Source organism: Polaribacter sp. IC066 (genome assembly GCF_007997085.1).
Taxonomy (GTDB): domain Bacteria; phylum Bacteroidota; class Bacteroidia; order Flavobacteriales; family Flavobacteriaceae; genus Polaribacter.
Window position 1 is genome coordinate 24,101 of the sequence record NZ_VORR01000036.1, and the last position, 19,387, is coordinate 43,487.

General features: G+C 31.8%; 12 protein-coding genes. 5 read left to right on the forward strand and 7 right to left on the reverse strand.

From position 1 onward, the window contains the following. The 7 genes from ES044_RS12515 to ES044_RS12545 all read right to left on the reverse strand — a co-directional run bounded on the left by ES044_RS12515 (position 1) and on the right by ES044_RS12545 (position 7,877). Complete coding sequence (locus ES044_RS12515; RefSeq protein WP_147187204.1) at positions 1–1,761, reverse strand: BatD family protein; 1,761 nt, start codon at positions 1,759–1,761, stop codon at positions 1–3. Between the two features lie 162 nt (positions 1,762–1,923). Next, on the reverse strand, positions 1,924–2,736 hold the full coding sequence (locus ES044_RS12520) for a tetratricopeptide repeat protein (RefSeq protein ID WP_147117998.1): 813 nt from the start codon (positions 2,734–2,736) through the stop codon (positions 1,924–1,926). Positions 2,737–2,740: 4 nt separating this feature from the next. After that, positions 2,741–3,787 (reverse strand): VWA domain-containing protein, encoded by a 1,047-nt coding sequence (locus ES044_RS12525; RefSeq protein WP_189663172.1) that lies wholly within the window; start codon positions 3,785–3,787, stop codon positions 2,741–2,743. Between the two features lie 83 nt (positions 3,788–3,870). Continuing rightward, on the reverse strand, positions 3,871–4,878 hold the full coding sequence (locus ES044_RS12530) for a vWA domain-containing protein (protein WP_147118063.1): 1,008 nt from the start codon (positions 4,876–4,878) through the stop codon (positions 3,871–3,873). Beyond that, on the reverse strand, positions 4,865–5,866 hold the full coding sequence (locus tag ES044_RS12535) for a BatD family protein (protein ID WP_189663171.1): 1,002 nt from the start codon (positions 5,864–5,866) through the stop codon (positions 4,865–4,867). Before ES044_RS12535 ends, ES044_RS12530 begins: the two co-directional genes overlap by 14 nt. Positions 5,867–5,953: 87 nt before the next feature. Next, on the reverse strand, positions 5,954–6,823 hold the full coding sequence (locus tag ES044_RS12540; protein WP_147117997.1) for a DUF58 domain-containing protein: 870 nt from the start codon (positions 6,821–6,823) through the stop codon (positions 5,954–5,956). 64 nt (positions 6,824–6,887) lie between these two features. Next, positions 6,888–7,877, reverse strand: a complete 990-nt coding sequence (locus tag ES044_RS12545) for an AAA family ATPase (RefSeq protein WP_147117996.1) — start codon at positions 7,875–7,877, stop codon at positions 6,888–6,890. An 86-nt stretch (positions 7,878–7,963) separates the two neighbouring features. On the opposite strand from ES044_RS12545, the gene ES044_RS12550 reads away from it, so the two are divergent. From ES044_RS12550 to ES044_RS12570, 5 genes are all read left to right on the forward strand, one after another. Next, the gene (locus ES044_RS12550; RefSeq protein ID WP_223269105.1) at positions 7,964–8,581 is read left to right on the forward strand and encodes an RNA polymerase sigma factor; all 618 of its coding nucleotides are present in this window, start codon (positions 7,964–7,966) and stop codon (positions 8,579–8,581) included. A gap of 73 nt (positions 8,582–8,654) precedes the next feature. Continuing rightward, on the forward strand, positions 8,655–9,644 hold the full coding sequence (locus ES044_RS12555) for a FecR family protein (RefSeq protein ID WP_147117995.1): 990 nt from the start codon (positions 8,655–8,657) through the stop codon (positions 9,642–9,644). Between the two features lie 20 nt (positions 9,645–9,664). Further along, positions 9,665–12,601, forward strand: a complete 2,937-nt coding sequence (locus tag ES044_RS12560) for a TonB-dependent receptor domain-containing protein (protein WP_147117994.1) — start codon at positions 9,665–9,667, stop codon at positions 12,599–12,601. Between the two features lie 386 nt (positions 12,602–12,987). Then, a complete protein-coding gene (locus ES044_RS12565; protein ID WP_147117993.1) occupies positions 12,988–15,690 on the forward strand; it encodes a TonB-dependent receptor domain-containing protein in 2,703 nt (900 codons plus the stop codon). Between the two features lie 527 nt (positions 15,691–16,217). Then, the gene (locus ES044_RS12570) at positions 16,218–19,097 is read left to right on the forward strand and encodes a TonB-dependent receptor domain-containing protein (RefSeq protein WP_147117992.1); all 2,880 of its coding nucleotides are present in this window, start codon (positions 16,218–16,220) and stop codon (positions 19,095–19,097) included. Positions 19,098–19,387 lie beyond the last annotated feature (290 nt).

Here is a 19,387-nt window from a genome sequence, read left to right on the forward strand (position 1 = left end):
TTATAATTGTTTATCTAGTTCAACGATTACTTGTTTTGCTCTCTCAAATTCTGCTTTCATTTCTGTGTCAGTTATAGGCGTGTAACGTGCAAAATCAGAAGCTTTTAATACATCCATAAACTGCTCTATAGTTGTTTCGCTTACATTTCTATTCTGAAGTATTTTGGTAATATTTTCTTTGCTAATATCCGCGATTTCTACAGTCAGTTTTGCTTTTAAATAATTATGCAAAGCTCTTTCTAAAGCTTCATAAAAAGCTTCTTTTTTACCCAATTGTTTTTGTGCTTCAGATAAATATTTTTTGGCTAATCGTTCTGCTTTTCGCTGTTTTGTTCCGATAACATCATTATTGCGTTTCTCATTATTTTTAGCAATTATAATGCCTACCGGGATTAAGACTAAAGGAAGTAATAGCAAAATATAAAATGAGTTTGATTTGTAAAAATCAGTGGTCTCTTTTGATACAAATGCTGTTGTAGTTTGAATGTATCTAAAGTTTTTACCTGTTGAAACTACATTTTGTTTTGCTACTGTATTGGCATCTTTGGTTATTAATTGTTTGCCTTCTGTTACATCAACAAATAAATCATTGGTAGAAATTGTGGCATATTTTTCTGTTTTGGGGTTAAAGTAAGAAAAAGAGACACTCGGTATTTTATATTTTCCTTTGTATTGAGGCACAACGGTATAAATATCTGTTACCGATCCCGTTAATCCGTCAGTGGCAACCCTTACTTTTTCTTTTCTTTCTGGTTGATATTTTTCTAATTCAGATGGTGTTTTCACGGTAGGTAATTCAAATAATTTTAAATTCCCTTTTCCTGAAACTGCCACTTTAATTTGTGATGATTCGTTTGCTTTTAAAATATCCTTACTCAAAGAAACATCAAAGTTAAACTGACCAACAGCACCTGCAAAATCTTCTGGTTTTTGACTGATAGGTAACCCTTTAGGATTTATAACTTTTTTGGCAGATGCAAATTCTTTTCGAATGTTTTTGGTAATTACATTTCCAAAAAAATCAGCTCTTCCAGTAGGAACCCCAATAACAATATCCATCTTCATAGGATCTAATGTTAATTTTCCTGTTTTTGTAGGAATTAACAATGCTTTTTGAAGTACAATATATCTATAATTTTCTCCATTGTATTCTCCCATTTTTACAGGAAAACCATTTATTTTAATTTCTTGATTCCAGAATCCGTTATATTTAGGAGCCTCTGTAACAGAAGTATCATAAACGCTCACGTTTTCGCTTACATACAATCGGTATTCTACATAAATTCCTTCACCTACATACGGTTGAGATTTAGAAATTTCTGCAATTAAATGGATGTTTTGTTGAGCAATATAATCTGGATCGTTTGGGTTTTCAGGGATGTCAATCGGGTCTAGAACAATAATCTTTACCATTTTAGAATCTATGGCAGTGCCATTGATGTAAATGCTTGCCGGATCAATAATAAGTTCTCCCTTTCTTTTTGGGGTAAGTATATAGGTGTAAGATTGAGAAAAACTTACTTTTCCGTTAATCCAGGACTGACTTACAGATTGGCTAGGACCTTGTATAACTTTAAAGTTACTGAATTTTGGAGGTGTAAAGTTATCTGCACCTTGCTTGTTTATAGAAAATTCAACTCTTAATCGCTGATTAAGACCAAGTTTATTTTTACTAACAGTTACTTCGAGCACTGGTTGCTGCGCTGCCACAGAAAGTGTTAGTATACTTATAAATATTGATATGTAAAATTTCAACTTCATATTGGCTTCTCTTATTCTTTTTCTTTCGACTACTTTTAATATGAGCTATGTAAGTAACTATTTTACTACATTTTATTTCATTTTATTTGCTTTTCTAGTGTTAGAAAATAAACTTCAAAAGTATGATTTTTCTACGCTTTACAAAGAATTAAACAGAGGGTTTTACCAATCTTTTTCTTGTTTTACTTTTTTACCTTTGGCTTTTTGTGCGTTCATTTTCTTTTGGGTCTTTTTTTCCTCATTACTTAAACTTTCTAACAATTGTTTAACTTGTTGAGGAGACATTTTTCCTTGTTGAGGTTTTGGCTTTTCTTGTTGGTCTTTAGCATCTTCTTTTTTAGGATCTTGGTTATCCTTTTTATCTTCATCGCCTTTACCGTCTTTATCTTCGTCGTTTTTTTTATCTTTATTATCGTCACCTTCTTTCTTATCCTCGTCTTTATTTTTATCGTCTTTGTCCTTTTTGTCTTGGTCTTTTTTATCCTTATTCTTATCGTCTTTATTTTCCTCTTTTTCTTTATCCAGTAATTCTTGAGCTACGGCTAAATTATAACGCGTTTCATCGTCATTAGGATTATTACGTAACGAATTTTTAAAGGCATCTACGGCTCCCTGATAGTTTTTAGTTTCCATCATAGAATTACCAAGGTTATGATAGGCTTCTGCTTTTGTAAACTTGTCTTCTGCTGTTTTGGCTGATAATTCGTATTGGGGCGCTGCTTCTTTAAAGTTTTTGTTTTCATATAAAGCATTTCCTAAATTATAACTTGCTTTATCGTAGTTAGAGCTTTTATCTAACGCTTTTCTATACGCTACAGAAGCGTCTGTATATTGTTGTTGTTGGTATAGTTGGTTTCCTTGTCTTACCATTTTTCTAGCTTTACGTTGTAAAGCTATAGAATCTTTTTGTGCAAGAATTCCGTTTGATGAGAAAATCATCAAGAATAGAAGTGCTATATTTGTATAAATTTTCATCTGATTATCTTTTTGTTTTCTCTTCATTAAATAAATCTACTTTTCGCAGCCATTTGGTTTTCTTATCAAACAAGAAAATATCTAAGAGTAAAAATAAAATTCCTATTCCTAAAAACCATTGAAATTGATCTTTGTAATCTGCAAATTGCTTGGTTTCAAATTCGTTTTTTTCTGCGCTAGCTATAATTCCTGCCATTTTTTTTACAGGGTCTTCGGTAACATTACCGTCTATATAAGCGCCATTAGCAATGGCAGCAATTTCTTCTAAAACGGCTGCATTACGTTTGGTAATAACAGTCTCACCAGCTCTATCTTTTTTATAGCCAATCATATTGCCATTTAAACGCATCGGTATCGGACCACCGTTTTCGGTACCAACACCAATAGTATAAATCTTTACACCATCATTCGCCAAATTTTGTGCCACTTGTTTTGTTTCTTCTTGATGATCTTCACCATCAGAAATAATAATTAAAAAACGATTGGTCTGATCATTGTTATCATAAAAGGTTTTTGCTAGTTCTAGTGCCTCATAAATAGCAGTTCCTTGACTAGAAACCATATCAGGATTTGCATTTTGCAAAAACATATTAGCAGCGGCATGATCTGTAGTAATAGGTAAAAGCGGATACGAGTTACCAGCATAAATAATAATACCAATTCTATCTGAACCTAATTGGTCGATAATCTTTGAGATGATTTGTTTTGCTTTTTCGAGTCTGTTAGGTGCAATATCTTCTGCCAACATACTTCTAGAAACGTCTAGAGCAAACACAACGTCTACACCTTCTCTTTTTACTGTTTTTAATTTAGAGCCCATTTTCGGGTTTACGAGAGAAATAACTAAAAAAGAAATTCCTAAAAGCAACATCAGTAGTTTTAAAGTGGCTTTAAATGTAGATGAATTTGGGGCTAATTTTTTTAGCAAAGGCAAATCGGCAAATTTGCGCTGCGTTCTTTTTTTCCACCATAAAACCAATAGAAAAATAACAATCATTACTGGAATAATTGCGAATAGATAAAAATAAATTGGTTCTTCTAATTTGTACATTTTTCTATTATTGAAAGATTCAAAAATTCAAAAATTAAAACTGTTATTATTTAATTCTTGCGTTTTTCAATATTTTAATATTTTTAAATAAAACTTTTAAATAACGTATTTCTTAACAAAAATTCTAACAGTAAAAAGCCAAGCGCTAAAAGCACCAACGGTCTAAACATTTCTTGATAATTATAATATTTAAATTCTTCTATTTTTGTTTTCTCGAGTTTATCAATTTCATCATAAATGGCTGCTAATTTATCATTGTCGGTGGCTCTAAAATATTGCCCGTTTGTTTCTGATGCAATTTCTTTTAAAAGCTCTTCATCAATTTCTACTTGTTGTTTCCTGAAGTTTAATTGCCCTGTTCTAGGGTCTTTACTCCAAGGGAAATCTGCCATTCCGTTTGTGCCAATTCCTATGGTATATACTTTTATTCCTAATTCTTTAGCCAATTCTGTGGCAGTTCTAGGATCAATATTTCCAGAATTATTTACACCATCGGTTAATAAAATAATAACCTTACTTTTTGCTTTACTATCTTTTAATCTGTTTACGCTAGAGCCCAAACCCATACCAATAGCGGTACCACCATCTAATTGGCCCCATTTTAATTCAGAAATAGTACGTTTTACAATGGCTTTATCACTAGTAATTGGTGTTTGTGTAAAGCTTTCTCCTGCATAAACAACAATACCAATTCTATCATTTGGTCTTCTATTTACAAAAGTTACCGCCACTTTTTTTAAGGCTTCTAGTCGATTAGGTTTTAAATCTCTCGCTAACATACTTGCAGAAACATCAATTGCCATGACAATATCGATGCCTTTATTTGTTTTTGTTTTTTTACTTACAGAAACATTTCGTGGTCTTGCTAATGCAACTACAATGGCCGCTAAAGCTAACAATCTTAAAAGGGATACGATTGGTTTTAGTTTCGATATAAAAGAAGATTTTGTCTTAAAACCCTTAATACTCGGAACCGTTAAAACAGCCGCGTCTTTTTTTCGGACAAAGAAATACCAAATCGCTAATACAGGTACTAGTATTAACAACCATAAAAACTCTGGATTTAGAAATTCAAAATTACGCCAATTCATCATTCTTAATAACTGGTTTTGGTTTTAGATTATGCACTACTTCTTCGGCATCTTTTCTATCTTCTTCTATTTCAGGTGCTAAAGGCTTCGATTTAGCAAACTTCACCAAATCTGCTTCTCTTAACAAATCTTTTAATTTGATAAGTGTTGCTTTGTTGGTGTTAATAGCGTCTGCATCATGAAAATCTTTTAACATGTCTATAATTTCGTCGGATGTTTTTTCTAAAGCAGGTACTTTTAACTCCCGTTCTATATAGCCTCGAATAATATCTGTTAATTCGCTATAGTATTCTTTTACTTTATTATTCTGCCAAAGCAGTTTTTCATCTAATTCGTTTAACTTAAAAATGGCTTCATCATAAGGAGGTAAAGCCTTGTAGGTAGGTGCGTCTTCTTCGGTTTTTCGTTTTCTAATCACAAACCAATAAATCCAAAATCCGATAATTACTAAAGCCGCTATTAGTAAGTAAATATAAAGTTTAAAATCATCAAAAACATAAGGCTCTTTTTTGATAGTTTTTATAGGATATTTTTTAATTTTAGTAGTATCAATCGCTACTGTGGCAACATTTATCAACAAAGAGTCTGTTAAATAGGCTTGGTTTTTAACAAATACTTGTTGTTGTGGTATATAAAAGGAACCACTATCAAAACCAGTAATAATATACTTTTGAATAAGCATATTACGGAGTGTATCTATTTTTGCAGAGTCGATAACTTCGAGACCTAATAAAGCTAATTTTGGTAAAATTACATTTTCTGTTTCGTTTACAGAAATTCTTAAATTAAACTGCTCACCAATTCTAATGCTAGAGGTTTCTACCTGTGCCTTTACCATTGGGTTTTGACCAAACGAAGCAATACTGTAGGCTAAAAAAAGAAAAAAGAAGCCTATTTCTCTTACTCTCTTTCTATAGGAAAAAAAGCAATAGGATAGTGAATCTTTAGCACTTTTTTGAAAACGTATATGAATGTTACTTTTTTTCAACTTTTTAATATATATTTTTAATTTCGATTTTATCCAGATTTTAGTTCGAGTATTCCTTCTCTTTAAGAAGGTTAGGATTGGGTTTCTTTACTTCCCTTTATATTTAAAATAACCTAATAATTTTTTCACGTAACTCTCATCAACTCTTGTACTGATGGTTCCGGCGCCACCTCTTTTAAAGGTGTTGATATAATAATCAGAAAGTCTTAAAGCATTTGCCTTGTAATTTCTTCTTGTTGTTTTTGAGGACGTGTTGACTAATTGAATAGCTCCGGTTTCTGAATCTTGCATGTGTACCATTCCTAAATTCGGAATTTCTTCATCATGCTTATCATAGACCCTAATTCCTGTTAAATCGTGTTTTTTAGCTGCAATTTTAACTGTTTTTTCATAGTCATCATCCATAAAATCTGACAATATAAAAACAATGGCACTTTTTTTTATCACACTAGATAAAAATTTTAAAGCAGCTGCAATATTTGTTTTTTTACTTTTTGGTTTAAATTCTATAAGCTCTCTTATGATTCTTAAAACATGACTTTTTCCTTTTTTAGGCGGAATGTAGAGTTCAATAGCATCCGTAAATAAAATTAAACCTACTTTATCATTATTTTGGGTAGCAGAAAAAGCAAGAGTTGCAGCAATTTCTGTAACCGTATCTTTTTTGAATTGTGTAGCCGTTCCGAAGGATTCTGAACCAGAAACATCGACCATTAACATCATGGTTAATTCGCGTTCTTCTTCAAAAACTTTAATATAAGGCTCGTTGTAGCGAGCGGTAACATTCCAGTCAATAGCTCTTACATCATCACCAAACTGATATTGGCGCACTTCAGAAAAAGTCATACCACGTCCTTTAAAAGAGGAATGGTATTCTCCCCCAAAAATATCATTAGACAAGCGTTTTGTCTTAATTTCTATTTTACGAACTTTTTTAAGTATTTCTTTTGTATCCATTATTTTAAAGCAGTTGGCTATTCGCAGTTTGCTAAAAGCTAAAAGCTTATAGCGAAAGGCAATTTTATGGTACCTCTATTTCGTTAATAATTTGGTTGATAATTTCTACAGAAGTCACATTTTCTGCTTCTGCTTCATAGGTAATACCAATTCTGTGACGTAAAACATCAAAAACCACCGCTCTAACATCTTCAGGAATTACGTAGCCTCTTCGCTTTATAAAAGCATAACATTTTGCCGCTTTTGCTAAATTGATACTTCCACGAGGTGAAGCTCCAAAACTAATTAAATCTTTTAAAGCTGGTAAATTGTATTTTTCTGGATATCGTGTTGCAAAAATAATATCAAGAATATATTTCTCAATTTTCTCATCCATATAAACCTCATTTGCAACTTCTCTTGCTTTTAAGATTTGTGCTACAGAAATTACGGGGTTTACAGTTGCAAAACTGCCCGACAAATTCTGGCGCATAATAATTTGTTCATCTTGTAATTTAGGATAATCAATAACAACCTTTAACATAAATCTATCTACCTGTGCTTCTGGTAAAGGATAGGTACCTTCTTGTTCTACAGGGTTTTGAGTTGCCATTACTAAAAATGGTTCGTCTAATTTAAATGTGGTGTCACCAATGGTAATTTGTCGTTCTTGCATGGCCTCTAACAAAGCAGACTGCACTTTTGCAGGCGCTCTATTAATCTCATCTGCCAAAACAAAATTGGCAAAAATTGGTCCTTTTTTAATCATGAAATCATTTTCTTTCATGTTATAAATCATCGTTCCAACAACATCTGCGGGCAATAAATCTGGCGTAAACTGCACTCTACTAAAGCTACCTTGAACTGCTTTTGCTAGCGTGTTTATGGCCAACGTTTTTGCCAAACCAGGAACACCTTCTAATAAAATATGTCCGTTACCGAGTAAGCCAATTAACAAACTTTCTATCATTTGTTTTTGCCCTACAATTACTTTATTCATTTCAAAAGTAAGAATATCTATAAAGGCACTTTCTCTTTCTATTTTCTCATTAATAGCTCTTACATCTACTTCCATTGTTATATTATGTGTTAGGTGTTATTTTTTTCGACAAACAAAGCTACAATATTAGCAAAATTATTCTTGTTAAAAGAAGGTTAAAGATGATTCGTTTATTTTTATTACTTTTAAAAAATATTTTAAGTCTAATCTATTACATGGAAAAATTAACAGATAAGTTTATATGGAAGTCATTAAAGGAAGGAGATCTAAATGCGTTTTCGGTGCTTTTTGAAACCTATTATCCTAAATTACATAGCTATGGTTTAAAAATATCTAAAGATGCAGATGTAACTGAAGATACGCTGCAAGATTTTTTCTTGTACGTTTATGAGCACAGAGAAAATTTAAGTGATTTAGATGTTATTGCGCCGTATCTTTTTACCTCTTACAAGCGTTTTTTGTTAAGAGTGATGAAAAAGAATGAAAAATTAATATATACAGATGCACCAGACGAAACTTTTGTAGATCTTAAATTTACAGCAGAAGAGCTTTTGACCAATCAAGAAACAGAAAGTTTTAAAAATAGAAACTTATCAACTTTACTAAATAAGTTACCAAAAAGACAACGAGAGGCTATTTATTTAAAATATTACAGTGATTTAAAGGCAACAGAAATATCAGAAATAATGGGTATTAATTACCAAAGTGTTGTAAATACATTGCATAAAGCAATTAAGAGTTTAAAGGAAGAAATTGCGATTTTAAAATTATTTAATTAAATTTTAAGATAAAATTTAGAGTATAAAAAATATAAAGTATCCTTATCTATATACATTGATATGAATTACAGAAATGATTAAGAGAAAATATACAAAGATTAACGACTTTTTAGAAGATGCCTCTTTTAAAAATTGGGTAGTACAGAATAACGGAACCGATATTAGTTTTTGGGAGTTTTGGATTTTAAATAATCCTGATAAAAAAGAACTTGTAAATAAAGCAAAAGATCTTGTTTTAGGGGTTTCTTTTGATAAAAACTTTGTGAGCAAAGAAAAAGTTGCTTTTGAATGGAAAAAATTAGAAACTAAAATACAGGTAAAAAAAATAAAGCAACAAAGGAAGGTTCGATTTTTAAAACCATTAAGTATTGCGGCTTCTATCCTTTTATTAATTTCTCTTGGCTTTTATGTTGCCAATTTTTATACAAAAGTTACGCATAAAACCAACTATGGCGAAATTTTAAATATAAAGTTACTAGACGGTAGTGATGTTACATTAAACTCAAATTCTAGGTTATCATACTATAAGAATGAGAGTAGAAAAGTTTGGTTGTCTGGAGAAGCTTTTTTTCAGGTGGATAAAAAAGTAGAGACGAATGCAAAATTTTGGGTTTTAACAAATGATTTATCGGTAGAGGTTTACGGTACTTCTTTTAATGTAAATACAAAAAAGAAAAAAACAGCCGTTTTTTTAGAAGAAGGTAAGGTTTGGCTAAAACTTAAAAATGGTGTTGATAAAAAGATGATTCCTGGTAATTATGTTTCGTATTCTGCAAAGAAAAATGAAATTCTAGAAGATATTACTATTTTTAATCCAACCCTAAAGACTTCTTGGAAAGATGGTTCTTTATTTTTTGATAACTTATCTTTGGAAAAAGCGATGGAAAAAATAGAAGAATCTTATGGTTATGCTATTGTTTTTAAAGATGAGACCAGTAAAAAGACGGTAATAACAGGGGCTGTGCCCATTACCAATATAGACATCTGTATACAAGCAATTGAAAAGTCTGTAGATGTAAAAATTATTAAAAAAGATAGCAGTTTAATTATTAGTAAAAAGTAGGTTTGATTTTAAATTGATAAATGAATCAAAAATCAATAATTATAAAATTTTTAGTACTTTTTTTTGGGCTCTTTGTTTTTCAAACAAATGTGGCGCAAGAGCGTAAAAAGCAACCAATACCTTTAGCTACATTATTAGAGCAAATTAGTGACAAACACAAAGTATTCTTTACTTATAATGCAAACCTACTTTCTAATAACTTTATACAAGAAGAGGGTTTTGCAAATTTATCTTTAGAAGAATCTATTTCTTTATTACAAAAATTAACTTCTTTATTATTCGATGATTTAGGGAATAACTATTACGTAGTTTATACCAAAAAGCAATTAGATGATAAGAAAGCTACTTTAAAAGAGAAATTAAATTTAGCCGCTAATTTTATGGCAGATAGTGTTTACAGCAGAGCTAAAATTATGATTAAAGGAATCGTTTTGAGTTCTGATAACACACCTCTTAGCGGGGCAACCTTGCAGGAAGAAGGTTCTTTGGTTGGCATTACAACCAAGGCAGATGGTACTTTTGAATTTATAATAAACCAAAATCATTTGGTAACGGTTTGTTTTTTAGGTCATAATACTAAAACGTTAAAACTTACCCCAAATAAATTCCATACAATTACACTCGTAGCAGGTCAAGAGTTAGAGGAAGTAAAAATTGTAGGATCTCGAAATAAAAATAGAGTTGCGAACGATACGCCTGTGGCGATTGATTTTATAGATATAGAAAAAACAGCGTCAAAAAGTAGTCAAGTAGAATTAAATCAATTTTTGCAATATGTTATTCCGTCTTTTAATGCTACAAAACAATCGGGCGCAGATGGTGCAGATCATATAGATCCGGCAACTTTAAGAGGTCTAGGACCCGATCAAACCTTGGTTTTAATCAACGGAAAAAGAAGACATCAAGCATCTTTAATTAATTTATACGGAACCAGAGGAAGAGGTAATTCTGGTACAGATTTAAATGCAATTCCTATTTCTGCTATTAAAAGAATAGAACTATTAAGAGATGGGGCCTCTGCACAATATGGTTCTGATGCTATTGCAGGGGTTATTAATATAGTCTTAAAAGATGCTGATGATGAACTGACTGTGAGTTCTACTATGGGTTTTAATAATGCAAATAATGATAATATTTTTCCTAACAAAGTAGATGGTTTTACATATAAATTAGGCTTAAATTATGGTGCTAAAATAAACAAAGGAGGTTTTGTAAATTTTACTGCAGAGGCATTATCAACAGATAATACAATAAGACCAGGAACAACTGCCAGAGAAAAATTTGGACAAGCAGGCGTAAAAAATGTGAGTGTATTTTTCAATGCTGAAATACCCATTTATAAGAACACAAAGCTGTATGCTAATGGTGGTTTTAATCACAAAAACACCGAAGCTTATGCTTTTACTAGACCAGCTAATAGTGCAAGAAATGTTCTTGATTTTTATCCTACCGGCTTTAATCCATTAATTACGTCTACTATTTTAGATAATTCTTTTTCCTTTGGAATGCTTACTGAATTTAAAGAATGGAATATTGATATTAACAATACTTTAGGCAGAAATAATTTTCATTATTTTATTAAAAATACGGTAAATACAACGTTAGAAGAAAACTCACCTAAAGAGTTTGATGCAGGCGGACATCAATTAATACAAAACACAACAAGTATTGATTTTTCTAAATATTTTTTAGAAAAATCTTATGGATTTAATGTTGCAGTAGGATTAGAATATAGATTAGATAAATATAAAATATTTTCTGGTGAAGAAGGTTCTTATAGTTCTTATGACGTAAATGGTGATGTAGTAAACGCACAAACTCCGGCTTCTGAATATCAAACTTATAACGGGGATCTTAGGCCTGGTGGTTCTCAAGGTTTTCCAGGGTATTCTCCACAAAACGAGGTAGATAGAAATAGATCTAATTTTGGAGTCTATTTGGATACGGAAGTAGATTTCTCTGAAAAATTTATGATTGGTGCAGCTTTGCGATTAGAATACTACACAGATTTCGGAAGCACTTTAAATTACAAACTTGCTTCTAGATATAAAATTACCAAGAAAATTAATTTAAGAGGTTCTTTTAGTACAGGTTTTAGAGCTCCTTCTTTAGCACAGAATTATTACAATTTAACCTTTACAAATTTTATTGGAGACACACCAACAGAATCTATTTTGGTAGCAAACAACAGCCCTATTGCCAGAAGGTTTAATATTGATGAGCTAAAGGAAGAAAAAGCGATAAATTTTAGTTTGGGATTAACAGCAAAAGTAAGTCCTACTTTTAACGTAACTTTAGATGGGTATTATGTTGGAATTAAAGACAGAATTATTTTGAGTGGTAACTTTGATGCTTCAATTTTAGGACTTGGAGTGGATAACGTTCAATTTTTTGCAAACGGCGTAGATACAGAAACTAAAGGCATAGACTTGGTTTTAAACTGGAGAAAGAAAATGGGGAATAGTGAATTATCTTTCGATTTATCTGGAAATATAAATCACATGATCATTACAGATATTAATAATAAGCTGTTAGATAAAGAAACTTTTTTTGGAGAGAGAGAACAACAGTTTTTACTAGCTTCTGCACCCAATAGTAAATTTAACCTCGGGGTTAATTATCAATATAAAAGATTTAAAACCTCTTTAAATTTTACTAGATTTAGTGAGATTAAGTTAATCGATTGGCAAGTCACTAAAAATCTATCGAATTTCAATAATTCAGCATCAGAAAGGTTAGCGGCTGCTACAGATATTTATCAACCAAGAATAACAACAGACTTACATTTTAGTTTTAAAATAAATAGAATTATAGATCTACAGTTCGGAGCTCATAATTTATTGAACATTTATCCAACAAAGCAAAATGAATATACCGATAGTGGTGGCTTATGGGATGCCACACAAATGGGGATAAATGGCTCATTTTACTACACGAAATTAACTGTAAAGCTTTAAGTGTAAAGAATTGTTCAGAATTCTGCTTGTAAGTTTTCTTTTAAATTATTTTTTCTGCATAATTTAGGCTCAAACTACCTGTTTATCAGTAATATAAAAGCGTTAATGCTATTGTATTATTTTAATTTAAAAAAATAAGTGAAATTTTAAGGGTATATTTTTTCTTTTGATGTCTTATATAGTAAATGGGTGCATGCCTTTTAATCGAAATAATTCTCCGACGTTCTAAGTCGGTGGTCAATAGAAAAGTTTGAAAACAAGTTGTTTTCATCAAACTAAAAATAAAGTTTCTTTCTTTTGATACCTCTGCAGCTCTGCTTCAAGGTGGTTTATTAAAGCAATGACCAACTACACATATTTATTATTAATTAAAATTTTATTTATTTATGAGACAGAAATACTTATTAAAACTATGTACCGTGGCTTTTATTTTCATGTTACCGCTAGGACTTATGGCACAAACAATTAAAGGAAAAATTACAGATTCAGAAGGTAGAGTGCTACCTTACATGAATATTGTAGAAGAAGGAAACACTTCTAATGGAATGGTTTCTGATGATAATGGAGAATTTTCTATTACCGTTAAAAGTTTACCAACTACAATTGTGGTTTCTTCGATGGGTTTTGCAACAAAATCTGTAAAAGTTACGAATAGTGATTATTTAACAATTGTGGTTATGGAAGACAATGCGTTAGATGAAATTGTTTTAGTTGGTAGTAGAGGGAAACCAAGAACTGCTTTCGATTCTCCAGTACCAATAGACAATATTAAAATATCTGAATTAACACAAACTGGTCAAGGAGTTTTAGATCAGCAACTGATGTTTAAAGTACCTTCGTATAATTCCACACAGCAACCTGTGTCTGATGCTGGTGCTCACTTTAGCCCTGCAGATCTTAGAGGTTTGTTTCCAAGTAGAACACTTGTTTTAGTAAATGGAAAAAGAAAGAATGCGAGTGCATTGGTATATAGTTACGTAACTCCTGGGCGTGGGGAAGTTGGTGTAGATATGAAATCTGTTCCTTCCGCAGCGTTAGAACGCGTTGAGATATTAAGAGATGGGGCTGCTGCGCAATATGGTTCAGATGCTGTTGCTGGTGTTATTAATTTAGTGCTGAAAAAATCAATGGATCCATTTGTAAATACAAGTTATAGTGTAACGAGTGAAGGCGATGGAGAGCAATATCAACTAGAAACAGGTTTTGGTGTTGATATCGCAGATAAAGGGTATGCGAATTTTACGTTTAATTATTTTGATGCAAAACGTACCCAACGTGCCGGAACCGTTACAAGTGTAGAGGATGAAGCAGGATATTGGGGCGTTACAGACGCAACTGATTTTAATACAGCAGATTTAACTGCGTTTTTAGATAAGAACCCAAGTGCAGGTTTTCAAGTTGGTACGCCAGATATGACCATTACAAATTTTTCATATAATATGGGGTACACATTAGACGAAGAGACAGAGACTGAAGTATATTCTTTTGGTATGTTGACCAATAGAAGTGGTTCTGCTCCTCAATTTGCTAGAGTTCCTTATTGGGTGAGTGGTTTTGATCAAATATATCCTGAACAAGATTTTTTTTTAGCAGAAATGTCTCCTCAAATTATAGATAATACCTTGGCAATTGGTATAAAAACAGTTTATAATGATTGGAACTTTGATTTGAGTTCGTCTACAGGTAAAAATAGAATTGATTATTATATTACCAATTCTTTTAACCAATCCTATGGTGCAAGTAGTCCATCAGATTTTTATAATGGCGCACATCAGTTTAGCCATATTGTTAACAATTTAGATGTGTTTAGAACGTTTGAAGGTGAAGATGATAAAGCTATTTCTATCGCTTTTGGCGCAGAGCACAGAACAGAACGTTTTGTAACTGAAGAAGGAGAATTAGCTTCTTATAATGATGCCACACCAAATATAGCAGATAGAGCAGGTTCAGAATCTTTTGGTGGTTTTAAACCAGAAAATGCATCTGATGATTACAGAAGTAATATAGGAATCTATACAGATATAAGCGCAGATCTTTCAAAGTCTTGGCTAGTTGGTGGGGCATTGCGTTTTGAAGATTATTCAGATTTTGGGTCTAACGTAAGTTGGAAATTAAATTCAAGATGGAAAACAAAGAACGATAAATTAGCAATAAGAGGATCTGTGAGTAGTGGTTTTAGAGCGCCCTCATTGCACCAAATGTTTTATACAGCAATAACGACTACTTTAACTGAAAACGGAATTCAACAAAACGGAATTTTAAATAATTCTGATCCGGCACTTAGAGCATTGGGTATTCCTGAATTAAGCCCTGAAACCTCTAATAGTATTGGTGCAGGTATCTCTTATCGTATTACTAGAAAACTTGGTTTTACTGTAGATGTTTACCAGATAGATGTGAATGATAGAATTGCACTTTCTGGACAAGTAACTCCTACAGGAGATGCTTCAAGCCCTATAGATCAAACCTTAGATGCAGTTAATGTTGGCGCAGCAGGGTTTTTCTTAAATGCGATTGATACCAGAACAAAAGGTATTGACCTTGTATTTAGTTATGATAATATTAAAGTAGGTCCTGGTATATTAAGTGGTAGTGTTGCTGCTAATTTTAATAGAACCGATGTAACAGGCTTTAATTTCCCTAAATTTATAGAAGATAATAACTTACAAGATGCAATCTTTTCTAGAGAAGATATTTCTAGAGTAGAGTCTTGGAGGCCAAGACAAAAAATTATTGCTTCTGCAAATTATAGAATTAATAAACTTACAGCAGGCTTATCTTTTATGAATTATGGAGAGGTAACATATAGACATGCTTCTGACGCTTCTAACGATGCAACTTTTGGAGGTAAAACCTTAACCGATATAAACGTTAGTTATGAACTAACAGATAAAATAAATATTTCAGCAGGGGTTAATAATTTGTTTAATGTGTATCCAGATACTTTTGCGGATGCATATAGTAGCAACGGTGGTGTGCCAAACGATAGAAATTTAGATTTTGTAGGTAGATTTAAATACCCTTGGCAAACAACTCAATTTGGTATTGATGGAACACGAGTATTTACAAAATTAGCATTTACGTTCTAAAAATTAACTTAAAATATTTCCTACTTTTAGACTCACATGTATAATTGTTTTAGTTGGATAGATAAAAATGCTACTCGAAAGAGTAGCATTTTTTTATGTTTATTTTTTTTGAAGTTAAAAAATCAGAAGAAAGTGTTATCTATTATTTTGTTATAGAAAGTAGTATCTATTTATATGATTGAGTACAAAATTTAAAGGCGTCAGAAAGGTTTTATCAAGTAAGTTAAGTGGTTTAATGTAATTATAGTCCGTGTTTTATAAATTTAAATAAAATTGATAAGAGCGCAAAAGACGATGTTTTAAAAGGTTGTTTTTTTCTTTTTATGAATGGTTTCAGATACTATCCTAAAAAATTTATATCGCAATGTAAGTGCTTGATTATTGTCGACTTGATACCATTTTGTTATTTTTATTAAAAAAAAATGAATTTGAAAGAGTATATTTTTTCTATAGTTGGCTTTTAAAATAAATGGGTGAAAACTTTTACATGAAAGAATAACCAATAAAACAAATTTAATAACTTATTTATGAAACAAAAGTATTTTTTAAAATTATGTACCGTTGCTTTTATGTTTATGCTACCTCTTGGGTTTATGGCACAGACTGTAAAAGGTAAAGTTACAGATTCATCTGGTGAAGGATTGCCTTATATGAATATTGTTGAAAAAGGAAACATTTCTAACGGAATTGTTTCTGATGATAATGGAGAGTTTTCTATTACACTTAAAAGTTTACCAGCATCAATTGTTATTTCTTCTATGGGTTTTGAAACCAAAACGATAAAAGTGAAAAATAATTCATACTTAACAATCGTTATTAATGAAGATAATGCGTTATCTGAAATCGTTGTTACAGGTTCTAGAACGCCACAAAGAAGTAATACCAAAAGTCCATTACCAATAGATATTGTATCTGCTAAAGATTTAGTAGCTACAGGACAAACTACTTTTGATAAAGCGTTACAATACAAGATTCCATCATTTAGTACAGTACAAACACCTGTAAATGATGCAACTTCTTTATTAGATCCGTATGAAATTAGAAACATGGGGCCAAGTAGAACTTTAATTTTAATTAATGGAAAACGTAAGAATTTATCTGCTTTATTATACACACAAACTTCTCCTGGTAGAGGTGAAACGGGTTCTGATATTTCAGGAATTCCAATTGATGCTATTAAAGATATCCAAGTGTTAAGAGACGGTGCATCTGCACAATATGGTTCTGATGCAATTGCAGGTGTAATCAATATTATTTTAAAAGATGCTACTGATGGAGGTTCTGCAACACTAAGATCAGGAATCACTTCAGCAGGTGATGGAGAAATGTATGGTGTTTCTGTAAATAATGGGGCTACTATTGGAGATGATAAGGGTTTTATCAATTATACATTAGATTTTTCTAAAACAAAAGTATCTAACAGACCAGGAACCGTAAGTGCTGCCGGTGAGTTTGCTGATTTCTTTGATGGTGATGCGGCTGTGCCTATAACTCTTGGTGGTGTGCAAGAATTTTTAAGTAGAAACCCAGACGCCAATAATATCAACGGTGCACCAGAAACGGCTGCCGCTAAATTTTTAGTAAACGGTGAATATAAATTGAACGAACAATCTAATTTATACTTCAATGCAGCTTTAATTAATAAAAAAGTAAATTCTTTCGCTAATTACAGAACGCCATATTGGAGAACGGTTGATGATTTTCCTTATTTAGCTGATTTTTTCCCTGGCGATCACCCAACAAATGACGGTGGTTATGACGGGTATGTACCAACGTTTGAAGGAGATTTAAATGACTACAACGCAACCGTAGGAGTAAAATCTGTAATTAACGATTGGAATATAGATGCTAGTTTTACTACGGGTGGAAATTCTCAAACTTATAAAGTAAATCAATCTCATAATAGAAACGAAGTTTTTGGTGTTAGCTATAACTCAGATACAGCTTTATTTGAAGCAACTCCGCTTTACGGTGCAAATTCTAAACAATCTTTTGATCCAGGTGGAACAGGTTTTTATCACAATGTTGGGAACTTAGATGTTTCTAAAATTCTTACAGACAACTTAAGTGTTGCTTTTGGTTCTGAAATTAGATTTGAAAGATTTGAAGTGATTGAAGGTGAATTAGGTTCTTATGATGGTGGTGGTGCAGATTCATTTGCAGGAAACAGCCCAGAAAACGCAGGTTCTTTTACACGTTATAATTTTGGTGGGTATGCCTCTTTAAACTGGAATCCAATTGAAAACTTAACGTTAGACGGTACAATACGTTCTGAAAACTATTCAGATTTCGGAAATGCATTTGTATGGAAAGCAAGTGGAGCCTATACGATTGCTGACAAATACACACTAAGAGGTTCTGCTTCTACAGGTTTTAGAGCACCAACATTACACCAAATTTACACACAAAAAGCACAATATAGTTTTGTTCCAGGACAAGGGATTCAAGTAGGTGGTTTGGTAAATAATGTGTCTTCTCAAGCAGGTTTATTAGGAATTGAAAAATTAAAACAAGAAACGTCTACCAACTTAACATTAGGTTTTGGAGGTAAGGTAAATAGAAATTTAAGTTTTACGGTAGATTATTACAGTATTAATGTAGCAGATAGAATTGTTTTAGGTACTGAAATTACAGGAACAGCTTTTGATGCTAATGATGTAAACATTGGAACGACTCCTTTAGATGATATTTTAAGAGATAACAATTTATCTGATCTTAGTTTTTTTTCTAATGCTATAGATACTAAAACTTCTGGTATCGATTTAGTTATTGGTTATAATAAGATTGAAGCAGGAGAAGGAACTTTAGGTTTTAACTTATCTGGAAACTTCGTAATCGAAAATGCTAGAGATGGCGCGGTTAAAAATCCAGCTATTGTTGAAGCAGCAGGACAATCTGTAGTGAATGAAACTCAAGAAGCTTTATTCTTTACTTCGAGACCAGAAATGAAGTTAATTTTTGGAGCTACTTATGATATTGGGAAGTTTGGATTCAATCTTAATAATACCTATTTTGGTAAAACTAAGTTTGCACAACAAGGTTTACAGGATTTAGAAAAACTTTTTGTTGACCAATCCCAAGTACCTTCAGGAGCATTAGAAGACGGAGGATCTGATTTAAGAACAGAATTTACTCCAAAAGTTGTTACAGACTTAGGGATTAACTATAACGCTACTGAAAAGTTGACATTTTCTTTAAATATAAACAATTTATTTAACGTGTTACCAGAATGGAGTTTTACAAATGCAACTGCAACAGGTCAAGCTATTCTTGATGGCGCTGCCGTTACAAATTCTCCATCTAACTTAATTACATTTAACCAACGTTATTCTCAAATGACCTATGATGGTTATCACTTTAGCCAATTAGGAACGATGTTTAATTTATCTTTAAACTACCAGTTTTAAAAAGCTAATTATTTGAATTATTAAAGTGCTACTTGAAAGAGTAGCATTTTTTTACTTTTTAAAATATTGCTTAATAACGCAGATTTTACACCCTTAATTTTATGTTAATTAACATAAAACCTTAACTCCGCAGGTCTCAATTCAAAAGAAACGGAAAGTCCTTTAAAAATAGTAGTTACAAGACTTTTCCATCTCAATAATTTTCACCAACTTGGGTGAAAACCCTGACAGGTGAAAATTACAACAACTACAGAAAATATTAGTGCTTACGGCGGATTAAATTTTATATC

Bases quoted from the DNA above. Each gene is read 5' to 3' on its own strand.
- ES044_RS12525 (WP_189663172.1), bottom strand. From the start codon at position 3,787: ATGTACAAATTAGAAGAACCAATTTATTTTTATCTATTCGCAATTATT.
- ES044_RS12545 (WP_147117996.1), bottom strand. From the start codon at position 7,877: ATGGAAGTAGATGTAAGAGCTATTAATGAGAAAATAGAAAGAGAAAGT.
- ES044_RS12550 (WP_223269105.1), top strand. From the start codon at position 7,964: ATGATTCGTTTATTTTTATTACTTTTAAAAAATATTTTAAGTCTAATC.
- ES044_RS12515 (WP_147187204.1), bottom strand. From the start codon at position 1,761: ATGAAGTTGAAATTTTACATATCAATATTTATAAGTATACTAACACTT.
- ES044_RS12560 (WP_147117994.1), top strand. From the start codon at position 9,665: ATGAATCAAAAATCAATAATTATAAAATTTTTAGTACTTTTTTTTGGG.
- ES044_RS12530 (WP_147118063.1), bottom strand. From the start codon at position 4,878: ATGAATTGGCGTAATTTTGAATTTCTAAATCCAGAGTTTTTATGGTTG.
- ES044_RS12565 (WP_147117993.1), top strand. From the start codon at position 12,988: ATGAGACAGAAATACTTATTAAAACTATGTACCGTGGCTTTTATTTTC.
- ES044_RS12540 (WP_147117997.1), bottom strand. From the start codon at position 6,823: ATGGATACAAAAGAAATACTTAAAAAAGTTCGTAAAATAGAAATTAAG.
- ES044_RS12570 (WP_147117992.1), top strand. From the start codon at position 16,218: ATGAAACAAAAGTATTTTTTAAAATTATGTACCGTTGCTTTTATGTTT.
- ES044_RS12555 (WP_147117995.1), top strand. From the start codon at position 8,655: ATGATTAAGAGAAAATATACAAAGATTAACGACTTTTTAGAAGATGCC.
- ES044_RS12520 (WP_147117998.1), bottom strand. From the start codon at position 2,736: ATGAAAATTTATACAAATATAGCACTTCTATTCTTGATGATTTTCTCA.